20 protein-coding genes and 1 pseudogene are annotated in these 20,081 nt (G+C 65.4%); 14 read left to right on the forward strand and 7 right to left on the reverse strand.

Annotation, left to right across the window (positions count from 1 at the left end):
- Nucleotides 1-158 precede the first annotated feature (158 nt).
- The 6 genes and pseudogenes from istB to BW981_RS21320 all read right to left on the reverse strand — a co-directional run bounded on the left by istB (nt 159) and on the right by BW981_RS21320 (nt 4,172).
- Nucleotides 159-998 (reverse strand): IS21-like element helper ATPase IstB, encoded by an 840-nt coding sequence (gene istB, locus BW981_RS21295; RefSeq protein WP_076442877.1) that lies wholly within the window; start codon nt 996-998, stop codon nt 159-161.
- Nucleotides 995-1,297, reverse strand: a pseudogene (locus BW981_RS21300) (IS21 family transposase); the annotation flags it as partial. The pseudogene BW981_RS21300 and the gene istB, both read right to left, overlap by 4 nt.
- 134 nt (nt 1,298-1,431) lie before the next feature.
- Nucleotides 1,432-1,698 carry a hypothetical protein gene (locus BW981_RS21305; protein WP_076442881.1) on the reverse strand — a complete coding sequence of 89 codons (267 nt, stop codon included), beginning with the start codon at nt 1,696-1,698 and terminating at the stop codon, nt 1,432-1,434.
- Nucleotides 1,699-1,741: 43 nt separating this feature from the next.
- The gene (locus BW981_RS21310; protein ID WP_076442883.1) at nt 1,742-2,581 is read right to left on the reverse strand and encodes a hypothetical protein; all 840 of its coding nucleotides are present in this window, start codon (nt 2,579-2,581) and stop codon (nt 1,742-1,744) included.
- A gap of 2 nt (nt 2,582-2,583) precedes the next feature.
- Entirely contained in the window at nt 2,584-3,399 is an 816-nt protein-coding gene (locus BW981_RS21315) for a P-loop NTPase family protein (protein ID WP_076442885.1), read from the reverse strand.
- Nucleotides 3,396-4,172 carry a hypothetical protein gene (locus BW981_RS21320; RefSeq protein ID WP_076442887.1) on the reverse strand — a complete coding sequence of 259 codons (777 nt, stop codon included), beginning with the start codon at nt 4,170-4,172 and terminating at the stop codon, nt 3,396-3,398. Before BW981_RS21320 ends, BW981_RS21315 begins: the two co-directional genes overlap by 4 nt.
- 56 nt (nt 4,173-4,228) lie before the next feature.
- Here BW981_RS21320 and BW981_RS23655 point away from each other — a divergent pair, with 56 nt between their 5' ends.
- The 3 genes from BW981_RS23655 (at nt 4,229) to BW981_RS21330 (ending at nt 6,871) form a co-directional block, all read left to right on the forward strand.
- Nucleotides 4,229-4,357 carry a hypothetical protein gene (locus BW981_RS23655; RefSeq protein WP_280174212.1) on the forward strand — a complete coding sequence of 43 codons (129 nt, stop codon included), beginning with the start codon at nt 4,229-4,231 and terminating at the stop codon, nt 4,355-4,357.
- Between the two features lie 196 nt (nt 4,358-4,553).
- The gene (locus BW981_RS21325) at nt 4,554-4,913 is read left to right on the forward strand and encodes a plasmid mobilization protein (RefSeq protein ID WP_076442889.1); all 360 of its coding nucleotides are present in this window, start codon (nt 4,554-4,556) and stop codon (nt 4,911-4,913) included.
- On the forward strand, nt 4,910-6,871 hold the full coding sequence (locus tag BW981_RS21330; RefSeq protein WP_076442891.1) for a hypothetical protein: 1,962 nt from the start codon (nt 4,910-4,912) through the stop codon (nt 6,869-6,871). Before BW981_RS21325 ends, BW981_RS21330 begins: the two co-directional genes overlap by 4 nt.
- 565 nt (nt 6,872-7,436) lie before the next feature.
- Here the strand turns inward: BW981_RS21330 and BW981_RS21335 are convergent.
- Entirely contained in the window at nt 7,437-8,291 is an 855-nt protein-coding gene (locus tag BW981_RS21335) for a hypothetical protein (protein ID WP_139333889.1), read from the reverse strand.
- A gap of 89 nt (nt 8,292-8,380) precedes the next feature.
- Here BW981_RS21335 and BW981_RS21340 point away from each other — a divergent pair, with 89 nt between their 5' ends.
- The 11 genes from BW981_RS21340 (at nt 8,381) to BW981_RS21390 (ending at nt 20,061) form a co-directional block, all read left to right on the forward strand.
- Entirely contained in the window at nt 8,381-9,997 is a 1,617-nt protein-coding gene (locus BW981_RS21340) for a hypothetical protein (RefSeq protein WP_076442894.1), read from the forward strand.
- Between the two features lie 340 nt (nt 9,998-10,337).
- On the forward strand, nt 10,338-10,793 hold the full coding sequence (locus BW981_RS21345) for a hypothetical protein (RefSeq protein WP_139333890.1): 456 nt from the start codon (nt 10,338-10,340) through the stop codon (nt 10,791-10,793).
- A 10-nt stretch (nt 10,794-10,803) separates the two neighbouring features.
- Complete coding sequence (locus tag BW981_RS21350; RefSeq protein ID WP_076442898.1) at nt 10,804-12,237, forward strand: exonuclease domain-containing protein; 1,434 nt, start codon at nt 10,804-10,806, stop codon at nt 12,235-12,237.
- A gap of 152 nt (nt 12,238-12,389) precedes the next feature.
- Nucleotides 12,390-12,653: an antitoxin gene (locus tag BW981_RS21355; RefSeq protein WP_076442913.1), complete on the forward strand. Its 264-nt coding sequence runs from the start codon at nt 12,390-12,392 to the stop codon at nt 12,651-12,653.
- Complete coding sequence (locus BW981_RS21360; protein WP_076442900.1) at nt 12,650-13,057, forward strand: type II toxin-antitoxin system VapC family toxin; 408 nt, start codon at nt 12,650-12,652, stop codon at nt 13,055-13,057. Before BW981_RS21355 ends, BW981_RS21360 begins: the two co-directional genes overlap by 4 nt.
- A 195-nt stretch (nt 13,058-13,252) precedes the next feature.
- Nucleotides 13,253-14,179 (forward strand): hypothetical protein, encoded by a 927-nt coding sequence (locus BW981_RS21365; protein WP_076442902.1) that lies wholly within the window; start codon nt 13,253-13,255, stop codon nt 14,177-14,179.
- A gap of 135 nt (nt 14,180-14,314) precedes the next feature.
- Complete coding sequence (locus BW981_RS21370) at nt 14,315-15,316, forward strand: hypothetical protein (protein WP_076442904.1); 1,002 nt, start codon at nt 14,315-14,317, stop codon at nt 15,314-15,316.
- Between the two features lie 129 nt (nt 15,317-15,445).
- Nucleotides 15,446-16,447, forward strand: coding sequence for a hypothetical protein (locus BW981_RS21375; RefSeq protein ID WP_076442906.1), 1,002 nt, complete (start codon nt 15,446-15,448; stop codon nt 16,445-16,447).
- A gap of 443 nt (nt 16,448-16,890) precedes the next feature.
- Nucleotides 16,891-17,847 (forward strand): hypothetical protein, encoded by a 957-nt coding sequence (locus tag BW981_RS21380; RefSeq protein ID WP_076442908.1) that lies wholly within the window; start codon nt 16,891-16,893, stop codon nt 17,845-17,847.
- A 111-nt stretch (nt 17,848-17,958) separates the two neighbouring features.
- Nucleotides 17,959-19,125, forward strand: coding sequence for an AAA family ATPase (locus BW981_RS21385; RefSeq protein ID WP_076442909.1), 1,167 nt, complete (start codon nt 17,959-17,961; stop codon nt 19,123-19,125).
- 54 nt (nt 19,126-19,179) lie between these two features.
- Entirely contained in the window at nt 19,180-20,061 is an 882-nt protein-coding gene (locus BW981_RS21390; protein ID WP_076442911.1) for a hypothetical protein, read from the forward strand.
- Nucleotides 20,062-20,081 lie beyond the last annotated feature (20 nt).

Here is a 20,081-nt window from a genome sequence, read left to right on the forward strand (position 1 = left end):
CTTTGCGGCAGCCGGAGTTGATCGATCATATCCGCCATCATGTGGCGTGTGCTGTATAGCGTCACGTCCTGACGCGTGACGATTTTCTTCTGGTTTATTGCGCGACGATCTGGACGGGGAGCGCGACAATCTGGATGAGATTCTGGATCGCGACGGGCTTACGATGCCGGGCGTGATTGTCGCTGGCAAGGGCTATGTTTCCGGTTGATTGTCGCGAAGTTTGGCGGCCGCCCCGCGCCCTGCTGTTTTCGGTCGATGGCGGCTCGGCGTCTGTAGCTGTCGACGTTCATTTCGAAGATGGTGGCGTGATGGACGAGGCGGTCGACGGCCGCGAGCGTCATGGCTGGATCGGGGAAGATCTTGCCCCATTCTCCGAAGGGCTGATTAGCGGTGATCAGCGTCGAGCGGCGCTCGTAGCGGGCGCTGATGAGCTCGAACAGCACGGATGTTTCGGCCTGGTCCTTGGTGACGTAGGCGAGGTCGTCGAGGATCAGCAGGTGGTATTTGTCGAGCTTGGCGATGGCCGCTTCCAGGGCAAGTTCGCGCCGCGCGACTTGGAGTTTCTGGACGAGATCGGAGGTGCGGGTGAACAGGACCCGCCAGCCGTTTTCGATCAAGGCGAGCCCGATGGCGGAGGCGAGATGGGACTTTCCGCCGCCCGGTCCACCCAGGAGGATGAGGTTGGCGCCCTTGTCGAGCCAGCTGTCGCCGGCGCAGATCGCCATGACGTGCGCCTTCGAGACCATCGGCAGTGCCTCGAAGTCGAAGCTGTCGAGGGTTTTGCCTGGTAACAGCCTGGCCTCGGCGAGATGTCGCTCGACGCGGCGGCGATCACGTTCGGCGATCTCGTGCTCTGCGAGAGTGGCGAGGAACCTGGCGGCGGGCCAGCCTTCCTTGTCGGCCCTCTCGGCGAAGGCTGGCCAGCCATGCTTGATCGCAGGCAGTCGCAGATCGTTGAGGATAATGGCGAGGCGGGCGTGGTCGATGTCCTTCGTCATGCCGCTTCTCCCACGCCGCCATCGAGAAGCGCCTCATAGGCGACCAGGGGAGTGAGATGGACCACGACCTGCGGCAATGCCGCCGGATCGGGAGCGAAGCGCTTGCGCAAAATCGCCATATCTGGCGCCGTGCCGGCATCGAGTCCGGCCGTGAGGATGGCGGCGAGATCGGCTTCGCAGCCGCGATCATGAGCCAGCGCCAGCAGATCGACCATCAGCTTGCACGCCGGTCGCTCCCGCATGCGTTCAAGCAATCGGTCGAAGGTCCGGCGATAGGCGTCGCGCGGAAAGAGCTGGTCGTGTCACCCGGCAGGATTGATGCTGGCCCCGAGAATTGGGGCCAAACCGCAACTTCAGATAAATGTTCTTATTTTGTTTCAAGTCGCGCCGCGCGTTCCTTCAATGGAAAGGGCACGGAATCGAGCATTTGTAGTCAACCCGCTGCGCCACTGCGCGCCAGCAAGGCAATCCTGCGGGTCCGCTCGATCTCCCAGCGTCGTTCGGACCATAGGCGTAGACGGCCATCGCGCATGACGACGCGCACGCAGCCGGAAGCCTCGGCTTCGAGCAGTGAGGCCAGGGTCGGCGGCAGGACGGTGCGCCCAACGTCTTCCATGCTGACGCGGAGGAACCGATCCATCGCGGCCAGTGCGAGCTGGTCTTTTTCGTGTTCATCCGCGTCTTCGACCGGCCGGCGCAACGCCGCGAGTGCGGCCTCACCCCTTCCTCTGAAATTGCTCTGCTTACGGAGAGCCGCGCACCGTTTTCAGGCAGCGTTCGAAATCATCGATGTGGCGCCGGCATACGGAATTCCGGCTCTTTCGACGCTCGAGTTCCTCGGTCATGGCTTTGACCCGGGCGCGGCCGGTTTGGGTTACGTCCGCGAGTTCCTCCTGCTGTTGTTTGATTGCGGACAGGAGCGAGCTGGGCTCGAATTCGCGCAGAGGGAGCTGCTTGAGCCAGGCCGCCACTTCCTTGAACTGGGCCGCGTCGGCGGCGAGCAGGAGTTTGCGCGCTTCCGGGGGCAGGTCGGCGACGACCTTCAGGACCGACCAGCTCTCGGCCTGACCGCCTGCCTGGAGCACGATCCTCTCGACCAGGCCGTCGCGCTCGGTCAACGGGTAACTGTTGATAAGGTCGATGAGCTTCAGGAGCACGGCCGTGCGGCCGGGGTCGATTTCGGGAGAGCGTCGTCCGAATAATCGGGTGTACCAGTTCGACCCGGCGGGATCGGGCGGGATCGAGGTCACTGCCCGGTCGACGAATTCCACCGCGCGCGCCAGGCCGGCGATCCTGACACGTAGATCGGCAGCTGACAGCGCCCCTGGATCGGGGACGGCTGACTCGGCGAAGCCGAGCAGTTGCGCCCGGCCGGGGCCGATGATCTGGAATCCCGCCGACCAGAGGCCGATCGTGATGACGAGCATGACGGTGACGGCGAGCGCAGCCGCGCCCAGCAGGCGTCTAGGCTTGAGGATATAGCTGAGGTGGTAGCCCCAGCTATCCTCGAAGTCGGCGGCATCCGTAATCCTGCGCGACCCCACTCGCCTGAGCAGGGCCGCCCTGTTGGGCCAAGCCTTCATGACTAGCCGTTCCCGTTCTCGCGCTTCTTCAGGGCCTCCATGAAGGCGGGGAGCCAGATCGTCATCTGCTCCTCGATCATGTCTTGTGCCCAGACAACGCTGGTGTCGTCGAACAGCTCTCGCGAGCGCTTGTGGGCCGTAGGCTTGCCGAAGTTCTCACCCGCGATATCGCCGATCGAGAGCTGGCAGGCGACGGCGTCGTCCATGAATTCGATCCCGAGGTTCTTGACGTAGGTCGGGACCGCGCCCGCGGCGATCGCGGCCTTGTAGTTTTCGCTGTTCCGCCACTTCTGAAAGTGCTTCTCGGTGCGCCCCTGCGCGCGAACCTCCATGGTCACGACCGCGACATTGGTGTTCTGGGTATCCGCGGCGAACTGCGCCGCCCTCTCATGGGTGAAGATGTTGGTCGTGACCGGCCGGATCACCAGCATACGGCCGCCAACCCGCGCCATCCTGCTGGCGAAGCCAGGAAGCTCGGCCTGGAACCGCTCGCCGTCTCGGGCGCCGGTGTCGAGGATCAGGACATCCAATCCGCCGGGCAAAGGCATGTCGCGGATCTCCTTCGAGATCATGGCCTGCCAGCCCTCGTCGCTGGTGTCTGCGAAGATGGCGTCGGCGTGCTGCATGCAGCCAACCGAGTTCGAGCCATCGATGTCGATGAGGCCGACCTTCAATTCGTGCTGCGAGAAGCCGGCATGCAGGAGATCGCAGATGACGGACTTCCCGACGCCGCCCTTGTCTTCAACGGTGGCGATGAACAGCTTGCCGAAGCCGCTGACGATCGGCTTGGAGCCGGTGACGTTCCCATTGGTATTCATTCTGTATCCCTGTCGAATTTGGCCATCGCCGGGCCTCGGCGACGAATGGGTTGGTGAGCCTCGGCAAGCTGCTCGCTTGGTGAGGGCGTTTGCGGAGTGCGGGACACCGCGCTCCGCTCCTCGGGCGCCGAGGCGCCGGAAGTGTTTGAATCGGATGTCGCGGCAGCAGGCTCGCTCTCCGTGGAGGCCACCTGCGTCCCTGACTGCTGCAGGGCGGGTACCGCAGCAGGCTGATCGGCAGCGGAGCCGGGGCGGTGATCGTCTGGAGCGGCAGGGTCCTCCTGCGCCGGGGTCACCGAGCGCGACGAAGTCTCACCGGTGGCGGCCTTCCTCAGCACCTCGATGGGGGAGAGGGTTTTCGTCCGAGTCAGAGCGGCTGGCTTGGACGCGGAAAGCGTGCCGGCCGCACGGCGCTTCTTGCGTTCCAGATGCAGAGCCTGGCTGAACGAACTGATCTTGAACGGCTCGAATGGCGGCTCGTGGCGAGCCTTTTCCACGGCTTCGAGCTGGCGGGTCGCTTCGACGTCGAGCGGGTTCTTGTCGAGGCGAGCCTTCGCCCGGCGCTCTCGATCGGCGAGGAAGGCGTCGAACTCTTCCTGACGCTCGGCTTCGAGCAGCTTGATGACGGCGACGGTGCCGATCCGTGGGATGTCGAGCGCGATCGCTTCGAAGTTGTCGGCGATCATGCGCGCCATCGGGCGCTCCCACGGCTCCTGGCGTGGTGTCACCATCTCGGCGCTGCGCTCGGCATAGCTCTTGACCGGCCTCCTCATGACACTGCTCCATCCGTCGCTGCGTCGAGCGGCCAGCCGGACACGCTCGACAGAAGGTGAACCTCATCGGAAGCCTGAAGCTCCCGCTGAGGCAGATGCTGAAATTGAAGGTGACGCTGAACGCGAAGCTGATCGTCGGCATGATCGTGGCGCTGAAGCTGACGACTGTTTTGCCGATGAACTGACACGACACTGATCATTTTCAGCATCGATTCAGCGTAAGCTTCACCGGTAATCGTGATGGGGCCAGTCTTCCCAAGTTTACCGCCGGTGCGGCCAACTTGATCCTGGCGAGGGAGGAGGACCTCCCGTCGACCCACCCAGACCAGTGCAGGGCTGCACTGGTCGTCGCCGCGAAAGGCGGCTTCGGAGACCATCACGATGACCAAGGAATTCTCGGAAACGGTGGCGACGAAGGTATCGAGCGCGACCTCCGACGCGTTGGCGGCGCGTGCCGCGGAGCTGGGCGTCACGCGCGGAGAGCTCGTCCGATGCGCGATCCAGGCGCTTCTCGGGGAGCCCGTGCGGAGGTCGCAGCCTGCTGCGCCCTCCTTCGACGTCGTCGAGCTGCGTCGGCTCATGGCCGAGCTCGGGCGGCAGGGATCGCTGCTCAACCAGATCGCGCGGGCCATGAACGTCAGCGGGGCGACGCCGGCCGCGCGGGCCTCGCTCACAGCGATCGAAGCCGAGTATCGGCGTGTGCTCGAGGCGATCAGGATCGCGTTGAGGGTGCCGGAATGATCGTCAAGACCGACTTCACACGTGGTGACGGCCTTGCCAGGCATCTCTCCCGCAATGATACCAACACGCGGGTTCTGATCCGCGAGGACCTGTCGCAAGGGGTTCCCCTCGACCTGGCTCTCGCCGTGCCCTTCCTGGGTGGTTTCGCCGCAACCAATCCGCGAGCGGTGCGGCGCGTCATCCATGCGAAATGCTCCCCAGAGGAGGAGCATGACGGGGCGTCGCGGCTGGTCCTGAATCTGCTTCTCGAACGATACGGCATCAGCCCGACCGCTCCACGGATCGGTGTCCAGCACACCAAGCCCAGCGCGGACGGCACGCCCCGCCCGGACCACTTCCATTTCGTCTTTCCGTTGATCGATATCGAGACCGGTAAGGCGATCCGCAGCCATGACGCCCAGCTGAAGGACGAGATCGTCGCCCGCCTTGCTGAGCTGGAGCTCGGGGAGGCCATCACGCCTGGTGTCCGGCATAACGAGGTCGTGCGGCAGCTTGACAAGGAGGGGAAGCCCGAGATCGCACAAGAACTCGGACGGCACGCGGCCGCGCGCGGCGGGGAGCGAATGACGACCGGTACGAGGCGCGCCCTGCAGCGCGCCGGCCAGGACGCTGACGCTGCGGCATCGCGGTTGTTCGAGATATGGCATGCGGCCCGGGGCGACGTGATCGCATTCGTTGCCGAGGCGCGGCAGGCCGGCTTTGAGGTCAGGGCTGGTGAAAGCGTCGTTCTCGCCGTGCACGTCGAGAGCAGTGTCCCCATTCCCCTGCGCCGCGCCTTGAACCAGGCGTCCAAGGCGGCTGGGGCGGCGCTGCGTCTGCGGCGGGAGGATTGCGACGACCTCTTCGGGGATCTGCCGGAACAGGTCGGTCGTCAGGAGATGCGGGATAACGAGAAGCTTGCCAACGATCGTGACAAGACCGACGAGCAGCTGATCCGGTTGGGCCGCGAGGCGCTCGCCGACGGTGACGGTCGAGGCGCTGCTCGCGCGTTCGGAGCGGTGGCTGCCAGGCGACGGAGCTGGGAGGCCGAGCGGAGCATTAGTTATCGCGAGATCGCAGCGGAACGTCGCGGCGAACGACGTCGCGCCGAGATTGTCGGGCGTCGTCGCGTCGAGCGCGCCTTCCGCCACGCCGGGATATTTTCGGACCGGCGCCTTCGCAGGCTCGCTTTCGCCGCCGCGGCGGCTGGTGCCGTTCTCGCGGGTGGAGGCCTGGGTGCTGCGCTGATCGCGGGCGGCATCGCCCTTGCCGCATTGCCATCTTATGAGGCTGCGCGTGCCGCCAAATTCGTCGAACGCCGCGATCTTCTTGCCCGATACCAGCGCGAACGCGGCGAGCTGGAGCAACACCGCGCGGATACCGTCGCTACGAGGAAGGATCAGGCGAAAGCCCTGAATGGGCGGGGCGACAATCAGCTTGCCGGCGCCTACTTTGACCTGCTGGCCGTCGAGCGCCGCCGCTTGCTTCGCTACCATGAGAAGCAGCTCAAGCGGGCCCTGAGAGCGGCTCTTCGCAAAGCCAAGGTCGGGATGCTCGACGAACTCGGCCGCCGGGCCGACGCGCCCGCTATCGGCAAGGCTCTGGGCTTCAAGCCGATGCGAACCGATCGCGATCGCCGCGCCGTTGCGCAGGCCTTGCGAGAGCGCAGGGAGACGGCAGCCGCGGACGCCCTCGATCCGACCTACGCCTTCATAAGGGACATCTCGATGGCCATGCCGGCTGTGATCGTCAGCGATGTTGGCGCAGACCTCGAGCCTGTGGTGCAGGCGGGCACCACAGTGAGCCAAGCTGGGGGGAACCCAGTCCTGGGTGTAGGTGGCAAGGCCAGCAACGCAGCTCGTGCAACCTCCGCAGGTCCCGGCGCCACGGGTAGAAGCCCCGGCCTCGGTAGCGGTGCACGGCCCGCTGCAACCCGCAGGCCGCCCCAACTCAGCCGTGGGAGAGGGTACGGCGACTGACACAGCCGCGGCGGGGTGCGGCTGCGGCTTTCCGCTTTCTCGCTCCAGCTCTGGTCGTCGTGAAACAGGCATCGGACCCGGCAAACCTCTCCAGCCGGCGACTGCCAGCCTGAAAATGTCCGCCTGCGAGTCCGATGATGCGGATCGGCTTTATGGACCCGCATCAACCGCGACAGGATCACTGCATCCTGTTCGCGTCTTTGACTTCCGGGAAGGGCCCGGCGCGCGCAGTGCGCGGCTGCGTTTGCATATACCTCGTCGTGCTCCGGGCCGCAGCGACCCCTCGAGGCTCACACCGGGCATGCTTTCATGGGCCCGGTGGGAGTTGCCCTTCGCCTCCCCGGGGGAGGCAACACGTCTGGCCCATCACACGGCTGCGGGCTGCGCCAGTCTCGACTTGCTAGGGTCGATCCCGGTCCGTGCTGCGGCTTCGATCGCGTCGAAAGCATGTTTCTTGTGGTACATTTCCAACATCATGTCAAGCGCTATAATCAGCATCACCCTCACACTGAGTTCAGTTTCCCACTCGTGACCGGATGTTCCGGGCGAAATTGCAGTGCCTGGATCAGACGATTTCGTCGCCAGCGAGGCCGAGCAGGAGGTCGGGAGCCAGTGACAATGCGGCGATCGGTGCAGGGGCGAATGCGCGCGCGAGCGCGTCCAGCCAGTCCGACAGCCCCGGATCGAAAGTGATGAACAATCCTTCGAAGCCTACGCAGGAAAGGCCCGCTAGCTGGGATAACGCTGAAAATGCATGCAGCTTGGGCTCACTGGTGACAATGATCACCGCGATATCCTTCTCCGCAGGTGAGCCTGAGCTCAAGACGAGGGTTATCGAGGATGGTCCCGCGCGAAACTGTTCCCGCAAGTGCTTGAAGAAGCCTGGCTCGGCGCGTTTCTGAAGGGCGCCGCGATATGTGTGAGACGTCCAGGCGATGGTCAGGTCGCGCTCCATTAAGTTCGCCGCTGCTTCGGCGACAGCAGCGGCGATATGCGTCGCCACATCGGACGGCAAGCGCTTGATGCCGGTCAGTCCGTGCTGACGACGGGCTTCCCGTTCTGCTGTGGCCAGCTGCCGGACAGTCGTCTTGTCGGCGAGCAGCTTGCGGGCGGCTTGAGCAGCGCCGGCCTTATCCCAGCGGCTCCAGCGCGCGATCACCTCAACTGCGGCAAAGCTGCTGGTGCGCAGAGCCTGAGCCAGGCCTGGTTCAGTCTGGATCAGGCGATTCAGGAACTGCCGGCCGGCCAGAAGGCGGCGCAAGGTTTGAGGTGAGATGCCGTGTCGTGTCGCCTCGGACGCGAGTGCGCTTTCCTTGTTGCCATGAGTTGCTTGCGCCACCTCAAGGGAGGCTGCGTCCGCGAGCTTAAGCCAGTTATCCGCCCCGACCACCCCATCCTGCCGTCCTGTATCCTTGGGCATCAAAGCCTCATTCATTTTTTGTGGTATATATCAAACATCATGATTCGCGATGCGGCGAGCGATTATCTCTGTAGCAGGAACCGCGATCCATGGCTGACGAGGGCGACGACAACGAAAAGAATGACGCCGAGCATAGCTCGTCACCGCCAAATCTGATCGTCTTTCCGGGGGGGCGGCGAGAAAGTCGGGATCCGCACCAGCCCCGACCGCCCGAAAAAACGACGCCTCAGGAATGGGCACCATTCGAGCTGCTGCTGCTCGCCGGAAAGCCGCCCGAGAAGGATATCGATCGTTTGAGAAGGCTTGCCGATGAGCATCTCGGTGTCTTCAGCTACAACGGTCAAGGCTATGTCTTCCTGAAGGAGCTGTCTCGCGGGGAGGCTTGGCAGGCCTCGTCGGCGAGGACCTCGGACGTGCTGCACGAGCTATTCGATCGCGACACGCAACGGCTGACGGGTTCGGCTCCGGTGAATGCCGTCTGGCGCTATCTGGAGCGGAAATCCGCAAAGGCGCCGGCTGGAGGGATCGGGCGTCGGTGGTGTGAGCATGCCGGCAACATCTACCTCGATCTCTGCGATCAGGAGGGGCGATATGTCGAAATCGACGAGCATGGCTGGCGTCTGACCTCGAATCCGCCGGTCCGCTTCGAAAAGACCGCCAACATGGCGCCTCTGCCGATGCCCGCGAGTGGCGGCTCGATCGATCTCCTGCAGCGATACGTTAATGTTCCGAAGGGCGACGACTTCCAGCTCGTCGTCTCGTTCATGATCGGCTGCATGGTGTCGGGGCTGCCCTTTCCGGTTCTCCAGATCAACGGAGGTCATGGCACCGCCAAGACCGAAACCGCATGCTTCATCATGCGGCTGATCGATCCTCAGAACGAAGACCCAAGCGGGCTGCCGCAGGGAGAAGAGAATCTCTTCATCGCGGCGAGCAAGACCTATCTCAGTGTTTTCGACAACCTCTCTTCGATCGAGGCCAAAGAATCCGACGCCCTATGCCGGATCTCGACTGGTGGCAGCTACAGGACGCGGAAATTCAACACCAATACCGGTCAGGTTATCATCGCGGCTCATGCGCCGGTGATACTCACCGCCATCGAGCCCGTTATCGGCCGCACCGATTTGTCGAGCAGGGCCATCACGATCCGCCTGCGGAAGCCCAAGCCGCGGCGGCCGATGAAGGAACTGCTGAAAACCTTCGAGCGGGATCGCCCTGAGATCCTTGGCGCATTGCTCGACATGCTCGCTCACGCCCTGAAGCGGCTGCCGACGATGATGGTCGACATCGATCATCGTCTTGTCGATTTCATCCTGCTGGCGGCGGCCGCCGAGACGTTCCGCTGGCAGGTCGGAAGCTTCCAGAAAGCTCTGGAAGCCAACCAGCGGGTGCAAAACGACGATCTCCTCGACCACGACCCTGTGGTTGAGATGGTGGTGCGCTATATCAAGGAAACCGGTGTGTTCGAGAGCACGGCCAGCAAGCTGCTCGAAGCTCTCCTCCTCTTCTTTCGGGACGAGGTCGGCGCGAGGCGAACCCTGCCGGGCGCTGCCCACCACCTGTCGCGTAGATTGCGGGCCAAAGAAGCGCTCCTTGCCGCCAACGGCGTCGAGATGCTTGATTTTCGGAGGGGGCGCTCCGGCACCCGGATTCTGGCTTTGCGATCGGTTTCGACACGGTTCGAAACCGAAACCAGCGCAGGTTAGCGTCAGCAGCGTCAGCGAAGGCGAGACTCTAGCGTGGCGCTGACGCTGCTGACGCTACCGATTGTGGGCCGGCTTCCCGACCTGGGCCTAGCCCCGGAAAGCCATCGATGATCCCTGCTACGGATTGGCCGGCGCCAAGGCTGCCGCGACATGACAGAACTCATCTTGAGATAGGGGAACGGGCGACGACACGACAGCAAATCCAGCGAGGCCGTGTCGCGATATTCTGCGGACGAAAAATGGGCGGAACTTCACGACGAGGAACCCCCGAGAGCCTGTGCCGACCTTGTGGAGAGGAGAGCCGTCCCGGGCCTTGACACGTCCCATGACGGAATCCCCGATGACCAGCACCACGATGCCGCCCGGCGGTGACAATGCCCGCCCGGATCATGCCGATCTGCGCCGCTATCAGAAGGTCTACCAACTCGACACCCGCCCCGATGAGCTCCACCAGGCCTGGCAGGAGGCCTATGCCCATGCCCTCCTGCTCGAAGCCGATGGCGATCGCGTCCATGCCCATTGCGGCGGGCTAAACGGCCGCCAGCTCGCCGAGGGCGCCAGGCTGCTGGCGCGGCATTTCGCGCTACGCCTGGCCGAGGCGCCAGCGCGGAGCGAGGAGGAACTGAACCTCAAAATCGCCATCTACGAGACCGTTTCGTTCGACCATGATGAAGATCGGCGCTCCCATATCGCGATCATGGTCGAGATGGCGATGCACTACGACGCGCTGGCACTCGGCATCATGTTGAGCAAGAGGCCGGTCGCGAACGGCCCCGGCAGCGGCTCGAAGCATTGAGGTTCGGGGCATGACTTACGTCCTGTATGACCTCGAGACCACCGGCATCGATCCCAGATGGAACGTGCCGGTCCAGGCCGCCTTCCTGCGCTGCGACGAGAACCTCGACATTGTCGAGGAGCTCGAGCTGCGCTGCCGTCCACCGGCCCATATCGTGCCTTCACCTTCGGCGATGCTCGTCACCGGCGTTGCGCCTGATGATCTCGATGGCGCCAATCTCTCCCATCTCCAGATGATGGAGCAGATCGCGGCGAAGCTCGCAGCCTGGTCGCCGGCGACGATGGTGGCCTATAACGGCCTCCACTTCGACGAGGAGCATCTGCGCCACGCGCTGTTCACCACGCTGCATCCGCCGTATCTGACGCAGCGCCCGGGCAATGGCCGGGCCGACGTCCTGGTCATGGCGCGCGCGATCGCGGTGCTCCGGCCAGAGGCCTTGACGGTGCCGGCCATCGACGGCAAGCCGAGCTACAGGCTCGGCCCGCTGTGCCGGGCGAACGGTCTCGACTTCGCCGAGGCTGCCGCTCATGACGCGCTCGCCGACGTCAGGGCGACGCTAGCGCTGATGAGGCTGCTGCGCGAGCGGGCGCCGGAGTTGTTCGCCCTGCTCATCGCAAACGCCCGGAAGGACGCTCCGGCCGCGATGCTGCGCGAGGAGAAAATCCTCGTCCTTCATAACGGCGTCGGGGGATCCATCCCGGTCACCGGCATCATGGTGTCCCCGACGAATCCGTCGGCTTGGGTCGTCGCGGACCTCTCAGTCGATCCCGAGACCTATCTTGCCCGTCCTGAGGCCGACATAGCCGCCCTGTTCGCTGTGAAGGGCCGGCGCCCATTCCGGAGCATCAAGACCAACGCCCAGCCGGCGTTGTTGCGGTTCGCGGACGCAGGCCATGTCCTCTCGCATGCGCCCGACGAGACTGTCCTGCGTGAGCGCGCCGACCGTGTCATGTCGGATGAGGCCTTCCATGTCCGGTTCCGCAAGGTGCTCGCCGAGCGCTATGCCGACCGGGAGCCGTCGCCTTGGCCGGAGGGGAGACTCTACGAGACGTTCATCTCGCGCCAGGACGAGATCAACATGCGACGCTGGCATGAAATCGGCTGGGACCAGCGCTACCGCTTCGCAGAGACACTCTTCGGCGACGAGCGGCTCAAGGCCTTCTCCAACCGGCTGATGCTCGAGCATGCGGCGCAGCATATGCCCGAGGAGGCGCTCCGGCAGGGCGAGGCCTGGCTGCGCGATCGGCTGACGACCCCGCAGGAGGTGCCCTGGCTCACCCTGCCAAAGGCGCTTGCCGAGGCCGAGCGGCTGCGCGCCGAGGGCAATCGCGATGACGGCGTTCGCCTCGCGCAACTCGACGCGATCGAGTGCTGGTTGGCCGGAAGGCAGGACGCATGTGTGCCGCAACATGGTCCGTTCGAGAGGAGCCCCGTTCGTCGGTGAGCCCCGCAATAGAACGCGTTGCCTTACCCCGCGAGCATCGCTGCGGTGATCGCATGCGGGATGCTGGTCCTCGCAATCCTGACTGGTGCATTCCCGGCTAGATTTTGCGGGGGTTCTGGCATATACAAAAACATATGCAAAAGGAGGCCGCCATGGCGCAACCCGCTTTCACGCCCAAGCCCAGGGAGGCCAAGCTCTTCCGTAACAATCGCAGCCAGGCGGTCCGCATCCCGGTCGAGTTCGAGCTTCCCGGCGAGCGCGTGCTGATCCACCGGGAGGGGGACAGGCTCATCATCGAGCCCGTCAGGAAGAAGAACCTGCTTGAGATCCTGGCTGCGCTGGAACCGCTCGGGCCGGAGGATGATTTCCCGGACATCGATGCCAGCCTCCTGCCGCTGAGGGACGTTGAGCTGTGACGCGCTACATGTTGGACACGAACATCCTGTCCGAACTGGTGCGCAATCCGCATGGCGTCGTTGCCAGGCGCATCGCCGAGGTGGGCGGCGATGCCGTTTGCGCCAGCATCGTGACGGCCGCCGAGCTGCGGTTCGGATGCGCCAAGAAGGGATCGCCGAGGTTGCTGCGTCAGGTCGAGGCCATCCTGGAGGGCGTCGAGATTTTGCCTTTCGATGTGCCTGCCGACGCTGAAGCTGAATATGCCGGCATCCGCGCAGAACTGGAAGCGGCGGGCACGCCGATCGGTCCCAACGACCTGCTGATCGCGGCCCATGCCCGCGCGCTGGGCACGACATTGGTGACGGCCAATATCAGCGAGTTCAGCCGCGTTCGGGAACTGAAGGTCGAGAACTGGCTGGCATAGGACCAACCGCAAGAGCTCTGCCGGGGTGATCGGTTCGTCACCGGCCGGGGATTGGGCGGCGGCTGAACGCCGACACATCATCCGGCATTGAACATCGAGCAAGACATGGGAGGCGCCCCCGGGGCGCCTCTTTCGATTCTGGGACCGAGGAGAAAGCGCAGCAAGGACGCTGTGACCCCTGGGAAACAGGACAAGATGAACACCACCACGATCGCTTCACTCGCCGAAATCCGCTTCGAGCCGACCATCCGCCCGATCATGGACGAGCTGATGGGCCTCCGGCGCAACCTTCCATGCCCGAAGGGCCATGAGGACGCTCATGCCACCTTCGCCGCAACGCCCTTCGACATTACCGGCGCGGCAGCCCGTGCGGTCGGCTTTGCGGAGGAGGTCAAGCGCTTCCTCGCGCTCGCAGAGACATCGGAACCTGCCGAAATCGCCTTCGGCCTCAGCCAGCTCCTAGCGCTCTCCGCGCTCAATGCGGCTGCGACCGTGGCCGTGGCGCTCCTGCCGCCGCGGACCACGGCGGACATCAGCGCGCGGGCCCGCATGGGCCGGGACGTGCTTCTGGCTGCTCGCGATGAAGATGATGCTCGCTTCGTCAATGCCGCGAAGCGGGCCTTCGCGTTCGATCATGCCGACCAACCCGACCGGGGCGAGCCCCTGAGACTGGAGCCGGCCTCCGTTCCAGACATCGACAATGTTCGTCATGACGAGCCTGCGGTGGCCGGGCTGGAGCAGGAGCTCAGTCTGATCGCCTGGCTGCGTGGGCAGCTGGTGCTCGGTGGACTCGTCGAGGATGCAGGGAACCTGATCGACCGCGCCGACGGTATTGCGCGGCATATCGAGGCCTACGAAGTCGATGCTGCCGAACTCGATCAGCTCGAGCGCTCCCGTCAGGGTTTGCTTCTGCTGGCGACTGCAGATCTCGCCCGCGTCGTCCTCTTCGCGGGACTGGTCGGTGACGGTAGGGACCTTCGCCGTTCGGCGCTCAGCGTCGCCGACGAGCTTCCTTCGGCGCGCTTGCTCGCCGTCATCGTGTTTGCCGCGCTCGCCGGCGAGCGGCTCGAGGAGCTGGCTCGCTCGCGGTGCGGCGCCTCCGCCAACGCCGCGGCCGCGTGAGACCCGCCGTAGCCGAAACTGCCATCGATCCAGGATGACGAAGGCGCCGCGCATCGCGGCGCCTTCGTTGTTTCCGAGAACGGAGGGGAAAAGCGCAGCCGGGATGGCTGTCACCCCAATGAGAAGGTTCCCGAGATGACGAAGAACAACCAGGACCGCGGCCTCAGGCCGCTGGCCGGCGATGGCCAAGATGGAGGTAGCGGCCCGCTCGGGCCGATCCGCGACCCGCTCGCCGGGATGACGGAAGCGATCGGTGACGATCCCTCGTTGGCTGAGCTCGTCGCCTTCCGCGACAGCCGGCCCGATCTCAAGCTCTTCGCGCGCGAGGCGAAGCGCTGTGACGACGAGGCGGACCGGATCTGGTTCAGGCTCGACGAGGGCAATGCGGTCAAGCTGGCGCGTGTCGGGCTCAAGATCGTGGCCCTGAGCTGCACCGCGATGGTGGCGATCTGGCCGGTCGATACGATCGAGGATGCCGATGCCAAGCGGGCGCTCGCCCATGAGACGCGTATGCGCAGCGGCGAGACCGACTACGAGATGGCGTCGATGCTCTCGGTCGAGGATGCTGCCCGCATCCGGCTGCACCGTGCCACCTTCACTGTAGGCGAGCTCATCGTGCCGGCGGCTCCGCTGCCGCCGTCGCCGGACGACAGGGGTCTGGCCAGTTGGCCGCTCTCTCGGTTCGACCTGGTCGACACGGTGCCGCTGGCGGGGGGTGATGCCTCGCTCGATGACACGCAGGTCGCACGTTGGGCCAGCATCACCGACGCCTATCCCACGATCTCGGAACTCGTCGACCGCTTCGCGCGGATGATCGCTATCGCCGATCGTCTCCAGGTGTTGGCCGACGGCAAGCCCGAGGATGCGCCGCTGCTGATTCGCGGGGCGGAAGGCGCCCGCATCCTAGCCTATCTGGCTGCGGCGCGCGCGGCGATCTGGCCGGCGATGCGCTACTCGGCCGATGCTGAGGCAAAGCTCAGGCTGGTCTCGCTCGTCAACGAGCGCGCCTGCCGGCGTGACCTGCTGCATCAGCAGGCGGCGATCCGCCATCTGGTCTCGCAAGCGAACTGGATTGCGAAGGGCTTCAGGCTCGGCGCGACGTTCGAAATGGAGCCGGACTGGATACCGATCGTCTGACAGACGGTGCTGGCGCCCCTGCGCTGAACATCACAATGAGGAGGCGCCTCGAGCGGGCGCCTCTTTCGATTCCGGGAACGGAGGGGAAGCGCGGCCAGATGGTCGTAACCCCAAAAGAAAGTTCCAAACATGACCAAGAATAAGCAGGATGGCGGGCGCTCGCTCGCCCCGCCGAGCGGACAGCTCCCGAACGGGCCGGGCGACACGGCGCTCGGGGATCCGATCACGCTCGTGACGGCGATCGCCGGTGGCGACGATCCGAGCGTTGAGGAGCTGGTGGCCTTCCGCCGCCAGCCGATCGATCTGAAGGCGGCGGCGCGACACGCCAAGAGCCTCTCGAACGAGGAGTTCCGGCTCAGCCTCGCCCGGGAGCTGGGGGACGACAAGGGCGAGCTTGCCTGCGCCGGCCTGCAGATCATGAGCCTGAGCCTCGTCGCGTTGGTCGCAACCTGGCCGGCTGACGACCTTGACCAGGCCGAGGCGAAACTCGCGCTCGCCGAGCAGACCGGCGCGCTGCATCATCCGCACGACAAGAGCTACGCCTTGATGATGGATGCAACGCATGCGCGCCGCATCCGGTGGAAGCGCGCCGCCTTCACTGTCCCCGAGCTGATGTTGCCGCCGGCGTCTCAGGGGCCGCAAGGCGACAGCCGCGGGCTCTCGACCTGGCCGCTCGCGCGCTGGGACCTTACCGCCGGCCTGCCGCTGCGTGGCGGAGCGCCGGCCTTCGCCCATAATCAGGTCGCGGACTGGGGTGGGTTCGCCAGGGCCGCGCCCGATCTCGATCATTCGCTGGCTCGCGCGCGCAAGATGTTCGAGACTTGCGATCGGCTGATCGCGCTGGCGCAGCGCAGCCCGGAGAATGGGAGGGAGCTGGTGGTCGCGGCGGAAGGGGCTCGCATCGCCGGCTACCTTGCGGCGGCGCAGGCCATGATCTGGCCCGTTCACAACCGCACCGCGCTGGCGATCAAGAAGGAGGTCGTCGCGCTGATCAACCTGCGCGGTGAGATCGGCGATCCCGTCCACATGTTGGCCGCGATCCGGCACATCACGGCGGATGCGGCGTGGATCAAGTCGCTGCCGGTGGACGCGCGCGACAGGCTCGTCTTCGACTGGAGCGAGCTGGTCTAACCGGTCGACCGTCCATCACGGTCGCAGGGCAGCGCCGTCATCGGCGCTGCCCATCTTTCTTGCTGCGGCGCATCCTCATCGGCCCCTTCCTCGACAGCGAGCGATGGCGACCCGAAGCGCGGACTTATAACCGTCATTGCCCTCCGCCGGGAGATCATCAATGCGCCAGCCGGCGGGCGTCCGCATCAACTTCGCGCGCGTACGCAAGATCACATCGGGCGCCTCGGCCTTGGGGTGCGAATCGCTGCGCTCTTCGCAGCCGAACAGGTCGGCGTTGCCGGAGCACCCGACAGGCGATCCGGTCCCCGGGCAGCGAGAAACAGGCAGCGTCGTTGTCGACGCTGCCTGTTTGCGTTCCAGGGCGGGCAGAGAGCAGGCCGAAGATCAGGAGGAAGGAAGACGACGGAACGACACCGTCACCCCTGTGAATCGAAGGAAACACCATGACCACCAGCACCCGCCGGGACGAGCATCGCCTCAGCGACATCGTCGTCGATCCCGTTCTCTATCCCGTCACCGATGAACTCGCCGGCCTTGAACACCTCATCCCCGAGGCGCCCTCCGCCGTGGAGCGCTACGCCGCGTTCTGGAGCCAGCGGCCGGCCCTACTGCCGATCCGGGCCCGCGCCGGAGCCCATGCCGGCGAGCTCAAGCGCTTCATCGGGCTCGCGCGGGCGTCGATCGGCGAGATCGAGCCGAGCCTCGACAGCTGCAACGCGCTCTCGATCCTGCTCAACGCCGCCAACATGGCGATGCTGCTGGTCGAGCCGCGTAACGCGGACGACGCCTGGGCGAGGAGTGCCTTCGCCACGACGCTGCGCCGGCAGGCCCGGCGCCTGAAGGATGACCGGTTCCGCAACCAGGTCGATCGCATCCTGGCCTGGGAGGCCGCTGAGGCGCAGGGCGGGCCGGGCAAGCTGGCCGGTGTGGACGAGATCGGCACCTTCATCGCGCGGGCCGCCGCCAGCTTCGAGGCTCGGCCGCCGGCCCATGCGGCGGTCGAGGGCGAGCCTGCCGTGTTCGCGCTCGAGCAGGCGCCGTCCCTCGACCTCTGGTTCGACCAGGGCATCGACTTCGTCGATCTCCTGGCTGGCGTCCGAGAACTCTTCGCCATGGTTCAGAGCTGGAATAGCGCCTGGCACGGCACCGCCGATGAATGCCAGCGTACCGCGGACGCTGTCGCTGGGGCGCGCCTTCTCGCCTTCGCCCGCCTGTGCCGCATCGGCCTTTGGCCGGCCCGCGACCAGGATGAGGTCGCGGTCAAGACCGCCGCGCGCCGGCTCCTCTCCACGCGCACGTCCGAGCCAGATGCCATGCGCGCGCTCGCCGAGGTCTGCTTCGATCAGGGCGAGATCCTCGCCGGACAGAGCGAGCGCTTCAAGACGATGCCGCCGGCCTGAGCGCTAGGCGATCGATAGACACAGGGCGCGGTCTTTCGGGGCTGCGCCCTTTGTCGTGATGAAGACGTGCCTCGGGTGACGCGCGATTCCGCGCACCCACGGACACACATCATGATCATCGACACCAGCGACCATCCCAGGGCTGCTGCCCTTTACAACCAGGCCCACCGCATCATCACGCGTGCCGGCGTCAAGCTCGAGGTTGAGCCGCTCTCTCTGCCGCCCGCGCCGATGCCCGACAGCATCGAGATCTACGATGTCGATCTGCTGATGCGTCGCCTGGGCCACAATGACGGCTTCGTCGGCGACCCGGCCGAGATCTCAAGCGACGAGGACGCGGCCCAAGCCCGCCAGATCAGGCTCTGGCGGCGCATGGTCCAGGATGTTCGCGGCCCCTGGCGTAAGCTCGTCATGCCTGATGCGGCGCTGATCGAACGCCTGCATGGCCTTGATGCAATCAGCCCGCACTTCGCGGAGGTGACCGCCTGGATCCTACGGGCAGCCAGGCTCGCCATGGTCACGGGCACGCCGCTGCGGCTCGACCCTTGTGTGGTCGTCGGTCCGCCGGGCATCGGCAAGACCTACTACGCAGGCAGGCTCGCCGAGGCGCTCGGCGTGCCCCACGAGTTCATCGCCATGAACCTGATGACCGACAGGGGCTCGACCTTCACCGGCTTGACACCGGTCTGGAAGGCCTCAGGCGCTGGCAAGGTCGCCAAACTTCTGCTCGATCGCGACCATGCCGCGCCGCTCGTCGTCATCGACGAGCTCGAGAAAGCCTCGCCGATCAATCCCAACGAGACGCCCGTGCAGGTCCTGCACTCCTTGCTGGAGCGCGAGAACGCCGCCCACTTCGTCGATGAGTTCGTCGATATTCCCCTGCGAGCCGACCACATCTTCTGGTTCGCGACCGCGAACTCCCTCGATCCTCTGCCCGTCAGCATCGTCGACAGGCTGATCGTGTTCACGGTCGAGCCAAAGTCGGCCGACATGCTGGCGATCCAGCGCAGCATCTTCCATCAGGCCAATCTGCGCCTCGGCCAAAGCTTCGCCGAACCCGGCGAGGAGCTGTTCCAGGCGACGAACGGCCACAATCCTCGCCTGCTGTCGCGGCTCTGGGACATCGCGATGGGCTTCGCCTGTGACCAAAACCGCCGTGATCTCGTCTTGGCAGACATCCGTGGAGCCGAACAGGTTCTGCTGGCCGGGAAGGAGGGCGCGAGGAAGCCGATCGGGTTCATCCGGCCAACGCCGAAACGAGACGAGGGACGCGAGTGAGGGTGAGAACGGGAATGCCCCCGGGGAAGCCCTGCACGACAGGAAACGAAAATCATGATCACCGAGACGAACAGCAACGGCCATACCATCCCAGCGACGCCCCGCCGCATCCGCGAGGAGGGCAGCACGGCTGCCGTCACGCACTATGTCGACACGCGCTGGCCCGTCATCGGCGGCAAGGATCTCGCGCCGCTCCCCGAGCGCGCCTTCCTCGATTCGGAGTTCGCCGAGGCCTACCAGCCCGGCCATGTCGCCTATGTCTATGTCGCCGGCTCCGGCGACACGCTGAAGGCTCCCGATCAGCCGACCGGCCTTCATGGCCTGGCGCGGCGCTTCGCCCTGCCGCTGTTCAAGATCTCCGCGACCGCGTCCGAGAACGCGCTCGCCCGGATCGAGGACATCAATCTCGAGCGCTACGCCGGGATGTACGAGGCCGAGGCCGGCCTCGCCTGTGATCCGGGCTACGACAACTGGCGCCTCGTCCTCATCCACCCCTCGCGCAAGCCGCTTCCGGGAGCTCCCGTCGAGGCGCGCCCGCGCGTCATCCGCGTCGTCCTGCCGAAGGGGCTCTCGCTCATCGGCTTCGAGAAGGCGCTCCATAAGCGGCTGAGCCCGGCTGCACTGCGCGGCTGGATCGCCTCGCCGGCCGGGCGCCGGCACTGCCGTCGCCTCGGACTCGATCCTCGCGAGGCCATGCGCCTCACCGGCTACAACACCGGCGAAGGCGAGCGCGTCAGCCGGGCCGATGAGATCTACATCTTCAAGCCTCGGCTCGATGGTGGGCGCCTGCTCACCATCATCGAGCGCATCGTCCATGAATTCGTCGTCCGCGACGCCGCCAATGATCGCCCGACCTGGGGATGGGTCGCCCCGAACCAGGGTCTCGGCGTCAGCCGCTTCACCCAGCTCGCGCGGAACGCTTCGCCGGTCGCCTGAACAGTCAGTTCTCGGACGGC

This window comes from Allobosea sp. TND4EK4, from assembly GCF_900156025.1.
Lineage (GTDB): Bacteria > Pseudomonadota > Alphaproteobacteria > Rhizobiales > Beijerinckiaceae > Allobosea.

Coding starts and splice junctions, on each gene's coding strand:
- BW981_RS21375 (WP_076442906.1), top strand. CDS start 15,446: ATGACCAAGAATAAGCAGGATGGCGGGCGCTCGCTCGCCCCGCCGAGC.
- BW981_RS21320 (WP_076442887.1), bottom strand. CDS start 4,172: ATGAGGAGGCCGGTCAAGAGCTATGCCGAGCGCAGCGCCGAGATGGTG.
- BW981_RS21355 (WP_076442913.1), top strand. CDS start 12,390: ATGGCGCAACCCGCTTTCACGCCCAAGCCCAGGGAGGCCAAGCTCTTC.
- BW981_RS21370 (WP_076442904.1), top strand. CDS start 14,315: ATGACGAAGAACAACCAGGACCGCGGCCTCAGGCCGCTGGCCGGCGAT.
- istB (WP_076442877.1), bottom strand. CDS start 998: ATGACGAAGGACATCGACCACGCCCGCCTCGCCATTATCCTCAACGAT.
- BW981_RS21330 (WP_076442891.1), top strand. CDS start 4,910: ATGATCGTCAAGACCGACTTCACACGTGGTGACGGCCTTGCCAGGCAT.
- BW981_RS21340 (WP_076442894.1), top strand. CDS start 8,381: ATGGCTGACGAGGGCGACGACAACGAAAAGAATGACGCCGAGCATAGC.
- BW981_RS21310 (WP_076442883.1), bottom strand. CDS start 2,581: ATGAAGGCTTGGCCCAACAGGGCGGCCCTGCTCAGGCGAGTGGGGTCG.
- BW981_RS21325 (WP_076442889.1), top strand. CDS start 4,554: ATGACCAAGGAATTCTCGGAAACGGTGGCGACGAAGGTATCGAGCGCG.
- BW981_RS21365 (WP_076442902.1), top strand. CDS start 13,253: ATGAACACCACCACGATCGCTTCACTCGCCGAAATCCGCTTCGAGCCG.
- BW981_RS21345 (WP_139333890.1), top strand. CDS start 10,338: ATGACCAGCACCACGATGCCGCCCGGCGGTGACAATGCCCGCCCGGAT.
- BW981_RS21390 (WP_076442911.1), top strand. CDS start 19,180: ATGATCACCGAGACGAACAGCAACGGCCATACCATCCCAGCGACGCCC.
- BW981_RS21385 (WP_076442909.1), top strand. CDS start 17,959: ATGATCATCGACACCAGCGACCATCCCAGGGCTGCTGCCCTTTACAAC.
- BW981_RS21335 (WP_139333889.1), bottom strand. CDS start 8,291: ATGCCCAAGGATACAGGACGGCAGGATGGGGTGGTCGGGGCGGATAAC.
- BW981_RS21380 (WP_076442908.1), top strand. CDS start 16,891: ATGACCACCAGCACCCGCCGGGACGAGCATCGCCTCAGCGACATCGTC.
- BW981_RS21315 (WP_076442885.1), bottom strand. CDS start 3,399: ATGAATACCAATGGGAACGTCACCGGCTCCAAGCCGATCGTCAGCGGC.
- BW981_RS21350 (WP_076442898.1), top strand. CDS start 10,804: ATGACTTACGTCCTGTATGACCTCGAGACCACCGGCATCGATCCCAGA.